Here is a 14,276-nt window from a genome sequence, read left to right on the forward strand (position 1 = left end):
GGTCAGAATGATCGGAACAATCATGGACATCACCGACCGCAAACGACTGGATACTGCGCTTCAGAAGAGCCAGAGCCTGCTGGCCAAAGCTGAACTGATGGGAAATGTCGGAGGCTGGGAATTCGATATTGACACCTTGCAGCAGACGTGGACAGAGGGCGTCTACCGCATCCATGAACTGGACCTTTCCTACCTGCCCACTGTGGACAAGGGCATCAACTTCTATACACAAGCGTCGCGTCCCATCATCGAACAAGCCGTGCAGCGAGCGATCGAGCACGAAAAGCCATTTGATCTGGAATTGGAGATCATAACTGCCAAAGGAAACCTTCGCCAGGTTCACGCTATGGGATCGGCAGAGCTGGCTCGCCGCAAAGTCTTTGGCTTCTTCCAGGACATCACCGACCGCAAGCAAGCAGAGAGCTCTTTGCGCACATTGTCGCTGCGCCAGGAAGCAATCCTTGCCGCCGTTCCGGATATCATCATGGAGGTGAACAAGAACAAGGAGTACATATGGGCGAATCGGCCGGGCATCGAGTTTTTCGGGGACGATGTGATCGGCAAAGAAGCTGCATTTTACTTCGAAGGAGAGCAGGACACATACAACAATGTTCAACCCCTTTTTGAGGGCGTTGACAACACCATCTATCTGGAGAGTTGGCAGCGGCGCAAGGACGGTCAGAAGCGCTTTCTTGGATGGTGGTGCAGGGTGTTGAAGGATGAAAACGGAAACGTGACGGGGGCACTCTCAACCGCCCGCGACCTCACAGAAAGAAAACAGGCGGAAACGGCGTTGAGCGAAAGCGAAGAGCGATTCAGGAATGTCTTTGAGAATGCCTCCGTAGGGAAATCGATGACCTCGCTCGATGGCCGGATAAAAGTCAACAGGGCTTTCTGTGAGATGGTGGGCTATTCTCCGGAGGAATTATCGAAACTGAAATGGCAGCAACTAACTCACAGGGATGACATTGATCGGGATCAGCAGATCATCAATTCGCTCATCGCGCGAGAGCGTGATTCAGCCCGTTGGGAGAAACGATACATCCACAAAGAGGGAAACATCGTCTGGGCGGATGTCGCCACCGTGTTGCAGCGCGACCGCGCAGGGAAACCGCTGTACTTCATCACCACAGTTGTTGATATTACGGAGCGCCGGAGCGCGGAGGCGACGCTGCAGAAGAGCGAGAAAAGACTGAGAGAAGCCCAGGAAATGGCTCATTTGGGTTTCTGGACATGGAACGTGAAAACGGGCGAAGTTGAGTGGTCAGAGGAAGTGTTCAAGATTTTCTGCCTCGATCCGAAGGAATTCACCCCTCAGATCGATTCAATCCTCGCATTATCGCCGTGGCCCGAAGATCGTCATCGCGATCAGGAGTTGATCAAGAAAGCGATCGAGACTCATAGCCCGGGTGCCTATGAGCAAAGATTCCTTCGCCCGGATCAGAGTATCGGGCACTACTACTCTACGTTCCAGGGAGTCTACGATGAAAAAGGCGATCTCATTTCGATTGTAGGGACTGTGTTGGACATCACGGAGCGCAAATGCGCAGAGGATGCGCTTCGTGCGAGCAAGGACGAATTGCATCGGCTTCTCAAGAGCATGACCGCTGCGTTCGTTCTGTTCGAGTCCGTTTTCGCAGATGACGGTCATTTCATCAGCTACCGATTTGTCTACATCAATGAAGCTTATGAGCGCCTCACCGGCGTGAAGAACGATGAAGTCAAAGGGAAGACGATACATGAGGTTTGGCCCAACACCGAACCGGAGTGGATCAAGAGGTATGGCGAGGTTGCCGTCACCGGCGTTTCACAGACCTTCGACATGTACCATGGCCCCACGGCCCATCACTATCACTGCAACGTCTACCGTCCCGGCGATACGCAGGACCGCTTCTGCGTGGTCTTTGAGGACATCACCGAACGCAAGCGATTGGAAAAGGAACAATTCCGACTCCTGGATATCCTTGAAAACAGTTTGAACGAGATCTATGTGTTCGATTCGTCCACGCTAAGATTTGAATATGTTAATCAAGGAGCTTTAAGAAATATCGGGTACAGTCTTTCCGAGATGCAAAGTCTCACGCCGATAGATATCAAACCCCAATATACCGAAGGGGCTTTCAGAGATTTTATTCGGCCATTAATACAAGAAGAACAAAAGAAACTCGTCTTTGAGACAATGCACAGGAGAAAGAACGGCACGACGTATTCAATCGAAGCTCATCTCCAATTGCATAAACAGGAAGGGAAGAGTCTGTTCTTTGCCGTGATAAATGACATCACCGTGCGCAAGATGGCGAAGGAGGCCTTGCTGGAAAGTGAGAAGAAATACCACGCCGTTGTTGACAAGGCAAACGACGGCATCATGATTGGTCAGGACGGGGTCATGAAATTGTCGAATGCCAGCTTTGCGGCCATGCTGGGTTATGAGGTACTCGAAGTGGAAGGGGTCGAATTCAGTAAAATGATTCCGCCGGAGAATATGGGGTTTCTATTGGAACGATATCAAAAGAGACTGGCCGGTGAAATAGTTCCTGCAAAGTATGAAACTGCGCTGTTGCACAAAAACGGAGAGAGGATACCTGTCGAAGTCAATGCCAGCATTGTCCAGTATGAAGGAAAATCTGCCGACTTGGTGGTCATGCGCGACATCACCGAGCGCAAGCATTCGGAAGAGAAAATCCTCAGTCAACTGAAGGAATTACGTCGTTGGCAGGAAGTCACACTCGGGCGCGAGGATAGAAACCGGGAACTCAAGCGAGAAGTGAACGAGCTGCTCCTCCGGTTGGGCGAGACGGTGCGCTATCCCAGCCAGGAAGATGACCGCAAACAAAACGAAGAGTGACCGTCGCATCTCAACGCCCTTCTATGTGTGCCGGTCACTTCACCCGGCGTTGGAAGGTGACCGTCACCATCTGATTGTTCTCGAGAGGTCACGGGCACCCCATGAAGAGGGCGAAGGACGCGAGGGTAGTTGGAAAGGACTGTATCTATGAGACCTCCTGATCACGGAAAGAATCGGACTGGACTCGTTTTCCTGCTGATCTTCATTGCCCTTGCTGGAGGCATACTTGCCGGCGGTTGTTTTGCATACCGGCACTACGAGCGAAATTACCGGAGGGAGGTCGAAGAGCAGCTTTCCGCTATCGCCGAACTGAAGGTGAACCAATTGGTCCAGTACCGAAAAGAGAGGTTGGGCGACGGATCCGTCCTCTCCGACAATCCGGCGTTTTCCAGGCTGGTATCGGATTTCCTCGCGAAGCCCGGCAATTTTGAGGCGAAACGGCTGCTGCATGTTTGGCTTGGGCGCGTGCTGTCGGGGTATCATTACGAACGGGTCGTTCTGCTCGATGCCAATGGCGTTGTCCGGATGTCGGTCCCTGATGCACCATTTCAGATCACTACATTGACCAGCAAGAATGTTAATGAAGTCCTGCGCAGTGGGAAAACAATGGTCCAGGACTTCTATCGGAATGAGTATGATCAGAAAATCTATCTGGCGATTCTTGTTCCGATCGTGGATGACTCCAATCGAAAACACCCACTCGGCATCGTGGTACTCCGCATCGATCCCACCGAATATTTGTATCCGCTCATACAAACATGGCCGGTCCCCAGCCGGACGGCAGAGACTCTAATCATCCGACGCGACGGAGACGACGCTCTTTTTCTGAATGAACTTCGTTTTCAACAAAACTCAGCGCACAACCTGCGAGTCCCGTTAAGCCGGGATAGCGTCGCATCTGTGAAAGCCGTCCTTGGTGTGCACGGGATCATCGAGAGTATAGACTATCGGGGGGTGCCGGTAGTTGCCGACGTTCGGTCGGTGCCAGATTCGCCATGGTTCCTGGTCGCCCGCATGGATCGGACGGAAATCCAGGAGCCGCTTGAAGAACAACTGCGGCTGATGATCATCGCCGTGTGTGCCTTTGTCATGGCCGCCGGTGCCGGCGTCGGCTTGGTGTGGCGCCAACAGAAGAGTCGTTTCTATCGGGAAGAATACAAATCGGCAGAAACGTTGCGGGAGAACGAAGCACTGCTGCAGAGCATTATTGACAATTCCACATCGTTGATCTACATCGTTGATACTGAAGGAAGATTCCTTCTGGCGAATCGGGCGCTCACAACGTTGCTCTCCGTATCTCGCAGTGAATTAGTCGGGAAGACGAGAGAAGTCGCCATGCAAAAAGAAATTGCTGACCTCCACCGAAAGAATGATCTGGAGGTGCTGGATTCCGGGAGTACGAATATCCTCGAAGAGGAGAACCTGGAACAAGATGGAAAGCACACATATCTAAGCATCAAATATCCTTTGTTCAATAGCGAGGGGAAGATCTACGCTATCGGCGGAATGTCAACCGATATCACTGCTCGCAAGCGGGCGGAAGAGGAACTGCGGGCAACGAGCGAGTATTTGGAAAACCTGGTCAACTATGCAAATGCGCCAATCATTGTGTGGGATACGACGTTGGTCATCACCCGGTTCAATCACGCGTTTGAACAACTTAGCGGTTACAAAGAAGAAGAAGTCAAGGGGAAAAGCATCGATGTGCTGTTCTCTGAGAGCAACGCTGAACATTCACTCGATCTCATACGCAGGGCTGTTGGGGGCGAACGGTGGGAAACGGTCGAGATCGAAATCCGGCGGAAGGATGGAGATCCGAGAATCGTCTTGTGGAATTCTGCCAATATCCTTGATAAGGATGGTAAGATAGTTGTTGCGACAATCGCCCAGGGACACGACATCACAGCCCGCAAGCGAGCCGAACAGGTGTTGGAATCGCAACACGGGTTGCTTTTAGCTATGATTAACAGTCCAAGCGACATCATTATCTTTTCATTGGACGCAGAATATCGCTACACAACGTTCAATGAAAAGCATCGTGATGAAATGAAGCGCGTGTGGAATGCTGATATCAATATTGGAATGAAGCTGCTTGATTGCATACGGATACCGGAACTGCGAACGCTGGCAAAACAAAGCATAGATCGTGCGTTGAGGGGCGAAGTATTCTCGGAAATACAACATCAGCCAGAGCCCGATATTTACTATGAGTTCAATTGGAATCCGATATTTCAACATGACAAAATTGTTGGAGTTACCGTTTTCATAAGAGACATCACTGAGGGCAAGCGGGCAGAAATGGCATTGCGCGAAAGCGAGGCAAAGTTCCGGAAGCTTCTGGGGAGTGCCCCCCTGCCGCTTTGCTATGTGAACAAGGACGGAGTGATTGGCTTTAGAAACGAGCGGTTTGTCAAGATTTTCGGCTACACGGTTGATGATGTCCCGACACTCGCCGAGTGGTGGCTCAATGCGTATCCAGAAGCGCAATACAGGCAGTGGGTGGTCCAGAACTGGGATTCGGCAGTCAGACGTGCGGCTGAAACAGGCGCGGACATCGAATCTGAGGTATATCACGTCACGTGCAAGGATGGAAGTTTGCGCGAGATCATCATTTCCGGCATTACAATCAATGACGACTTCCTGGCAACATTTGTTGATATCACAGAGCAGAAGCGGATGGAAGAAGGATTGCGGGCGACGAACGAATACCTGGAGAACCTGATCAACCATGCAAACGCACCAATCATTGTATGGGATACAACGTTGGTGATTACCCGATTCAATCATGCGTTTGAGCAACTCAGTGGCTATAAAGAGGAAGAAGTCAAAGGGAAGAGCATCGACGTACTGTTCTCCGAAGGAAACGCTGAACATTCGCTCGACCTCATACGCAGAGCAGTCGGCGGCGAGCGATGGGAGACTGTTGAGATCGAAATTCAACGGAACGATGGAGATTCGCGAATCGTCTTGTGGAACTCCGCCAACGTGCTTGATAAGGATGGTAAGACAGTTGTCGCGACAATCGCCCAGGGACACGACATCACGGCCCGCAAACGGGCAGAGGAAGCCTTGCGGGAGAGCGAAAAGAAACTCAAAACGATCTTCGATGTGCTACCGGTCGGAGTCTCCGTTCTGGATACGAATCGTCATGTTGCCGCAACTAATCCGGCCCTGGGAAAGATCCTTGAGATAACCGAAGAAGGGTTGGAAAGAGGAGATTACAGGAACCGAACATACCTCACATCAGATGGAAGGCGAATGGCCGAAGCGGAGTTTGCCAGCGTCCGGGCACTGAAAGAGCATCGGCCGATCCATGACGTTGAGACCGGTGTTGTGAAGGAAAATGGACAAGTGATTTGGACGAATGTGAGCGCTGTCCCGGTTACGCTTCCAGGTTGGGAGGTTGTTGTGGTTACTTCTGACATCACCGAGCGCAATCGGATCGAGGACGAGATGCGCAAGCTCTACGATGTTTCTGAGCACTCCCGACTTGACCTGCTAAGCGTTCTCGAAGACCAGAAACGGGTGGAGAGAGCGTTGAGCGATTCGGAAGTCCAGTATCGGCGGCTCTTTGAAGCGGCGAGGGATGGCATTTTGATCCTCGACGCTGAAACGGGGATGGTCGTCAATGTGAACCCGTTCCTGGTCGAGATGTTGGGTTTTTCGCGCGAAGAGTTCCTCGGAAAAAAGATATGGGAACTGGGGTTCCTGAAGGATGTCGCTGCAAGCAGGACCAACTTCCTGGAATTACTGCGGAAGGACTACGTCCGGTATGAAGATTTGCCGCTGGAGACAAGCAAAGGGCGGCTCATCAGTGTGGAATTCACAAGCCACGTCTATCACGTCAATAATAGCAAAGTGGTCCAGTGCAACGTCCGCGACATCAGCGATCGCAAACGCGCTGAAGAAGAAGTGCGAAAGCTCAATGCCGAATTGGAACTGCGCGTTGTCGAACGTACCGCACAACTTGAATCAGCCAACAAGGAACTGGAGGCGTTTTCGTACTCTGTCTCTCACGATCTGCGTGCCCCGCTGCGGGCTATCGACGGCTTCTCCCGGATCCTTTCCGAGGAATATTCGAATAAGCTCGATGAGGAAGGGAAGAGGCTCGTGAGCGTCGTCTGCGCGAGCACGAAGAAAATGGACGAGCTTATCACGGACATGCTTGACCTGTCACGCGTGAGCAGAAACGAGATGAACCTCTCACGAGTCGACATCAAAACGCTGGCCAATTCAATTTTCCACGAAGCGGCATCGCCTGAGATCAGACAAATGTTCTCTTTCTCGGTGACTCCTATTCCGGACGCAGACTGCGACCCCAGTCTGATGAGGCAGGTTTGGAGGAATTTGATTTCCAATGCCATCAAATTCACGATCCCCAAAGAGGTGCGAAGGATCGAAATCGGAGGCCGCACTGAGGAGGGGGTGAACACCTACTTCATAAGAGACTCTGGTGTCGGATTCGATCCCCGGTACGCCCATAAGCTGTTTGGCGTGTTCCAGCGCCTGCATAAGGCAGAGGAATTCGAGGGAACTGGTGTCGGCCTTGCCATCGTGCAGCGCATCATTCATCGCCACGGCGGAAAGGTGTGGGCTGAAGGGAAAGTGGGGGAGGGCGCGACATTTTGGTTCTCGATTCCGCGCAGGGAGGATTGAAATCGTGCAGAGTGGAGAGTGGTAAGTGGTAAGCAGACAACTAACCACTCGTCACCAACCACTCACCACTATTCCTGATTCACATGTCCCATAACTGGAAGCTGAATACTCATGAGCAAGATACTCTCCTATCGTGATTTGATTGTTTGGCAAAAGTCGATCGCTTTGACGAAGATGGTCTATCTACGCACGCAGAAATTCCCAAAAACTGAACTCTACGGCCTGACATCGCAGATGCGGAGGGCGTCGGTCTCAATTGCCTGTAATATTGCCGAAGGTCAAGCAAGAAATACCACCGGAGAATTCAAACAGTTCCTGGGCATATCAAAGGGATCTTTGGCCGAATTGGAAACGCTGATTACAATTGCAAAGGAAATGAATTTCTTGGAGGACATGGAATCTAAAGATTTGTCTGCCTCGTGTGAGGAAGTAAGTAAGCTGCTCAACGGTCTCTTGAAAGCATTAAACAAATGATACGTATCACTGACCACTATCCACTTATCACTGTCCACTTATCGCTTTCCACTCATCACTCATTCAGACGATGTTTCACGCCCAACTATTGCCTATTCCCTATTCACTATTTCCTCTTGCTAAAGGAACCACGCTATGAACAACGTCAACGAAGTCGAAATCCTGCTCGTCGAGGATAATCCAAACGATGCCGAATTGGCCATCAGGGCCCTCAAGAAACACAACCTCGCCAATCATGTTGCCACTGTTGCCGATGGCGAAGAAGCGCTTGATTTCATGTTCGCACGTGGCAAGTATAGTCACCGGAGGGTCGAGAACGGTCCAAGGGTCATACTGCTTGATTTGAAGCTCCCCAAAGTGGACGGACTCGAAGTGCTGAGGGCGATCAAAGGTGACCCGAGGACGAAGATTATTCCTGTCATCGTTCTGACCTCTTCCAGAGAAGAAAAAGACATCGTGGAGAGTTACAAGCTTGGGGTGAACAGCTATATATTGAAACCTGTCGATTTTGACAAGTTCGTCGATGCGGTCAAAGACATTGGTTACTATTGGCTGCTTCTGAACCAATCGCCGATACGATAGATTTCTACCGGCTGCCGAGCCGATGTCAAGAAAACGAATAGCCACCCCGCCCGCCTGACAGAGTCAGGCTGTCGGGCGGGCAAGGCACTAAGGCACGAAGAGGAATTTGAAGTTGACCCAAAAACGCCTTGGTTTCATCATTAGTTTCAATGTCCCGCTCATAAAAACAGGCATCAAGAGGATCACTCTCTGAAACTTTTGTGCCTTCGTGGCATGGTAGTTACAATTGGTTGAGGAACACTATGGAAAACGCAAATCCGTTGCGCATTTTGTTTGTAGAAGACCTGCCGACTGACGCAATACTGGCGGAGCGGGAGATACGCAAGAGCGGACTCGAGTTCAGCTCACAGAGAGTGGACACGAAGGACGCGTTTCTGAAAGCACTGGAGGAATTTCGTCCCGACGTTATCGTGTCTGACTATTCGATGCCGGAATTCGATGGAATGCAGGCGCTGAAGCTTTCATTGCAACGCGACGCCCGGCTTCCCTTCATTCTCCTGACGGGCTCTATGAACGAAGAAACGGCCGTGGCGTGCATGAAAGCCGGCGCGTCGAATTACGTGATAAAAGAGCACATAAAGCGACTTCCGTTTGCAGTCAAAGAGGCGCTAGAGCAGAAGAAAACCCGGGTCGCCATGGATGAAGCTGATCGGGCGTTGCGGGAAAGTGAGGAACGGTATCGCACCCTGTTCGAGTCGATGGATGAAGGATTTTGTGTCGTCGAAATGCTCAATGATCCAGACGGAAAAGCGTTTGACTACCGCTTTCTGGAAATCAATCCGGGGTTCGAGAAGCATACGGGGCTCCAACAAGCATTGGGAAAAACGATTCGCCAGATGGTTCCCAATCATGACGCACATTGGTTTGAAATCTACGGGAAAGTGGCCCGAACGGGCAAAGCCATTCGTTTTGAGAAACCAGCCACGGCGATGGAGCGGTATTATGACGTGTATGCCTACCGCATTGGCGGGGAGGGAAGCCAGAGGGTTGGGATTCTCTTTAATGACATCAGCGAGCGCAACCGGGCGGAGAGACTTACTGAGGCGCTCTTTGAAATATCCAGAGCAGTCTATTCAACCGAAAACGTGGACGAGCTGTTTCGGCACATTCATCGTGTCTTGTCAAGCATCCTGCAGGCGAACAACTTTTCCATTGCACTTCTTACGGACGATGGAAAAACACTGTACTTTCCCTATAAAAGCGACGAAAAAGACACCAACGATCGGCCGGCTATCGGGGTGGATGATCCACACTCGCTCACGGTGGACGTTCTTAAAACGAAGAGCTCAGTCTTGCTTGATGAGACAAAACTCCTCGATCGTTACGCAACCGACACGAGCAAAGTGTGGGGAACCGCGCCAAAGTGCTGGCTGGGTGTTCCGCTTATGATAAGAGAAACAGTCATCGGCGTGATGTCGGTTCAGGACTACCAGAAGAGTAGTGCTTATAGCCAGAAGGACCTGAATATCTTTGAATCGGCTGCCGGTCAGATCGCTATTGCCATTGAACGAAAGCGTGCTCAGGATGCGTTGCGGGAAAGCGAGCATCGGACCCGGACATTTCTTGATTCGACCTCTGACATGGCTTTTCTGAAAGATGACAAGTTTCGACATATCTTGGCAAATCGTGCCTTGTGCAAGTTTCACGGGAAAACGGAAGATGAAATCAAGCACAAAAAGGACTTTGATCTGATGAGCGAGGAGGCTGCTCTTCGGTGCAGAAAAACAGACGAACAGACGCTTCTTTCGAATGCTCTGACGGTCAATGAAGAATTAATTGGAGATCGATGCTTTGAGACAGTGAAATTCCCGGTCGCAATCGCAACGGGGAAAGTGGGAATCGGCGGGTACATACGCGACGTCACCGAGCGCAGGCGGGCAGAGGAGAAAATTCGTTTGAGTGAGCAGCATTTGAAGTCCTACCTTGATAACGCCGGTGATCCAATTTACGTCCTGGAGGCGGCTACGGGGCGGATTCGGAACTGCAACGTGCGCGCGTGCCAGGACCTTGGCTATAGCATGGATGAACTCCTGAAGCTTTCTGCGTCGGATATTGAGGTCAACCTTTCGTCTGATAAAATCGATGCGATCCATCATGAAGCTATATCAGCAAAGGTGAGAACGGTTGAAGGGGCGCATAAGCGCAAGGATGGAACGATGTTTCCAGTTGAAATTCGTCTCAGTTCCATGTCTCCGGCTCAACCGGAACTGATAATTGCGGTAGTGCGTGACGTCACCGAGCGAAGGCGTTCAGAGAAGGCGCTGCGAATGCAGAGCGCCGCCCTGGAAGCGGCAGCAAACGCCATCGTTATCACCGACTGTGACGGTGTCGTAGAGTGGGTCAACCAGGCTTTTGTAACACTGACTGGATACACTTTGGAAGAATCAGTTGGCAGGAACCCGCGCGAGCTCGTCAAGTCTGGTAAGCATGATCAGCAGTTTTACAAAGACCTCTGGGACACAATACTTGCAGGAGGAACCTGGCGGGGGCAAATCATCAATCGGCGCAAGAATGGGTCTCTCTACAGCGAGGAGCAAACCATCACCCCTCTGTGCGATGTCGATGGCAAGGTCAGTCACTTCATCGCCATCAAGGAAGACATCACCGAGCGGCAACGGACGGAAGATCTGTTAGCTGAATCGGAAAGGAAGTTCAAGTGGCTTTTTGATTACGCACCGGTGGCATACCATGTTCTGACGCCGGAAGGCACGATCTGGAACGTGAATGTCCGATGGTGCGAGAGCCTCGGCTATTCCAAAGACGAGGCTCTCGGGAAGTCGGTTTTTGATTTCATTACGGAAAGTGAGCGGTCCATAGCCAGGGCGTCATTCGAGACGAAGAAGAAGGACATATCATCCATCCGGACAAGAAACGAGCGTAGGTACGTTTCAAAAGATGGTGTGGTGAAGACGTTCCTGGTGGGTGATTTCGTGACAGTGGATAGTCAGGGGAAAATAACATCTGTCCAGACCACGATGGAAGATATCACCGAGCGCAAGAAAATCGAACACGATCTTCGATTATCGGAAGAGCGTTTCCGCTCGGTGTGGGACAATTCGGCGGACGGAATGAGGCTGACGAATAGGGAAGGCCGGATTATCGACGCCAACGCATCATTCTGCAAACTAGTGAGAATACCTCGTGAGGAATTGCTGGGAAATGTCCTCTCGGCGGCCTACCAAAGGGAAGGACCGGATGATGATCTCAGGTTGTACCATCAACGCTTTGATGCGAGTGAGACCATCTCCAATCTTTTCGGCTCGGCGACACTGCGGGATGGCGAATCCATCGACCTTGACATTTCCAGTTCGTTCATCGAATCCGCGGGTCAGGAAAAGCTGCTCCTCAGCTTGTTCCGCGATGTGACGGAAAAACGAAAGTCAGAGAAACGCCTGGAGGATGAGCGCAATCTCCTGCGCACGATCATCGATGCGATTCCGGACGAGATTGCGGTCAAAGACACCGAGAGAAGGTTCATTGTGGTGAATTCGGGGACAGTGAAGGCCTTCATCCGGAATTCTGCAGATGAAATCATCGGGATGAAGGATGAAGACCTGATTCCCGAGCATCTCGTGAAAGATTGGAGCGAGGAGGAGAACACTGTTCTGGCGGGTGGTAAGAGTTCCATGAACAGGGTCGCAAACAAGATCGATTCTGAGACCGGAGCGATTGAGCGAAGCCTGATGGTTTCAAAAGTTCCGCTGAAGGACCGCGAAGGCAAGATCATCGGCCTCGTGGGCATCAATCGGGATATCACAGCGCTCAAGCAAGCAGAAGAAATGCTGGAAAAAGAGCGTACGTTGCTGCTCACTCTCATCGAAAACATACCCGACGAGGTCTGTCTGAAAGATTTGAGGCATCGATACCTCACGGCCAACCGTGCGGCGATGAAGGCCCTGGGGGTGAAGTCGCTCGAGGCCCTGATCGGAAAAACCGATCAGGATTTTGCCCCACAAGGCCTGGCCCAAGAACATGTTGAAGAGGAGGAAGCCATACTGGAATCGGGGAAACCACTGATCAACCGTGAACGAATCAAGATTGATCCCAAAACAGGTCAGGTTGTGAAGTGCCTCCTGACGACCAAAGTCCCTGTCAAGGACAACACCGGTGCAGCGATTGGCATCCTGGTTGTCAATCGACATATTACCGAGCGCAAACAAATGGAAGAATTACTCCGCGCTTCTGAGCAGAAATTCAGAGCGCTGTTTGAGGAGTCCAAGGATCTGGTCTATTTTAGTACAGTAGGAGGAAAGCTCCTCGACATCAACCCTGCCGGGATCGAGTTGCTCGGGTATGCATCCAAGCAAGAAACCCTATCGATTGACATGGCAAATGAAGGATATGCTGACAGCGAAGACAAGGGGCGATTCGATCGGCAAATGGCCCAGCATGGATTTGTGAAGGACTATGAGGTCGTGCTGAGACGCAAAGATGGGGAAAGGATCACGGTACTCGAAACAGCAACGGCAGTGATGAATAACAAGGGGAACGTTGTCCAATACCGTGGCGTCATGCGCGATGTCACGAAACAGAGGCAGCTTGAACGCCAGTTCCTCCAATCCCAGTAGAAGGACAGCATTGTGACGCTCGCGGGCGGTATCGCGCACGATTTCAACAATAATTTGGGGATGATTCTTGGCCAACTGGCGTTACTGGAGCGGACAAGAGAGAACACAGTCCAATTCGAAGAGAGCGTTTTTTCAATCAACAAGGCAGTGGAGCGCGGCGCTTCGCTGGTACGCCAGATTCTTACCTTCGCACGAAAAACTGAGGCAGCCCTCGAGCCGGTGAACATCAACTCGGCAGCCAAGGAATTGGCCAAGATGATTGAAGAGACGTTCCCCAAAATGATCACGGTGACGCTCCGGCTCGACAAAACGATTCCCGTGGTCTCCATGGATCCGACCCAGCTTCATCAGGCACTGCTCAACCTCTGTGTGAACGCCCGCGATGCAATGAACGGCAAAGGAACCCTTATCATCGCGACGCATCTGGCCCTGGGACGTGATGTATCGTCGCGCTTCCCGAAAGCGGGTTCGAGTCACTATGTACAAGTGAGTGTATCTGATACCGGTACCGGGATGGATGAGGCGACCAGGCTGCGAATATTCGAGCCGTTCTTCACAACAAAGGAAAAGGGAAAGGGGACGGGATTGGGCTTGGCGGTTGTGTACGGCGTCATCCAGGCGCACAATGGATTCATCGATGTAGAGAGCACGCCGGGCGCAGGGACGAAGTTCCACCTGTTCTTTCCTGTTGCCGAAGGTATTATCCTGAAAACCGCGGAAGCCGCGGATAAGAATCAGGACCTGCCGGGGGGCACGGAGACTATCCTTGTCGTTGAAGATGAGGACGTTCTCCGCGACCTTCTCACCAAGCTCCTGGAGCTGCATGGATACACGGTCATCGCGGCGTCAGATGGTGTGGAGGCGGTCAACCGGTTCAGCGAACACGAGAATCAGATTGACCTGTTGCTTTCGGACATGGGCTTGCCGAAAAGGAACGGCTGGGACGCATTCAAGCTGATGCAAAAAACGAAACCGGGCGTTCGGGCTCTTATGGCCAGCGGGTACATCGAGCCGGGGCAGAAATCGGAAATCCTCAAGTCGGGTGTGAGGCGGTTCATTTCCAAACCCTATCGGATGGAAGAAGTCCTGAAAGCCATTCGGGAAACGCTGGACGAAAAGGAGTAGGGGGTGCCCGTCACCTATTGTCGGTG

6 protein-coding genes are annotated in these 14,276 nt (G+C 51.7%); all 6 read left to right on the forward strand.

The features are described 5' to 3' along the window. The coding region (locus NTU47_14005; GenBank protein MCX6134922.1) for a PAS domain S-box protein at positions 1-2,845 on the forward strand (2,845 nt) is incomplete at its 5' end. A 147-nt stretch (positions 2,846-2,992) separates the two neighbouring features. Further along, the gene (locus NTU47_14010) at positions 2,993-7,501 is read left to right on the forward strand and encodes a PAS domain S-box protein (protein MCX6134923.1); all 4,509 of its coding nucleotides are present in this window, start codon (positions 2,993-2,995) and stop codon (positions 7,499-7,501) included. A gap of 111 nt (positions 7,502-7,612) precedes the next feature. After that, a complete protein-coding gene (locus NTU47_14015; protein ID MCX6134924.1) occupies positions 7,613-7,975 on the forward strand; it encodes a four helix bundle protein in 363 nt (120 codons plus the stop codon). Positions 7,976-8,110: 135 nt separating this feature from the next. Then, positions 8,111-8,557 carry a response regulator gene (locus NTU47_14020; protein MCX6134925.1) on the forward strand — a complete coding sequence of 149 codons (447 nt, stop codon included), beginning with the start codon at positions 8,111-8,113 and terminating at the stop codon, positions 8,555-8,557. A 242-nt stretch (positions 8,558-8,799) separates the two neighbouring features. Continuing rightward, positions 8,800-13,125 (forward strand): PAS domain S-box protein, encoded by a 4,326-nt coding sequence (locus NTU47_14025; protein ID MCX6134926.1) that lies wholly within the window; start codon positions 8,800-8,802, stop codon positions 13,123-13,125. A gap of 12 nt (positions 13,126-13,137) precedes the next feature. Continuing rightward, positions 13,138-14,250: a response regulator gene (locus tag NTU47_14030; GenBank protein MCX6134927.1), complete on the forward strand. Its 1,113-nt coding sequence runs from the start codon at positions 13,138-13,140 to the stop codon at positions 14,248-14,250. The last annotated feature ends 26 nt before the right edge of the window (positions 14,251-14,276 follow it).

Source organism: Ignavibacteriales bacterium (genome assembly GCA_026390595.1).
Taxonomy (GTDB): Bacteria; Bacteroidota; Ignavibacteria; order UBA10030; family UBA10030; genus UBA9647.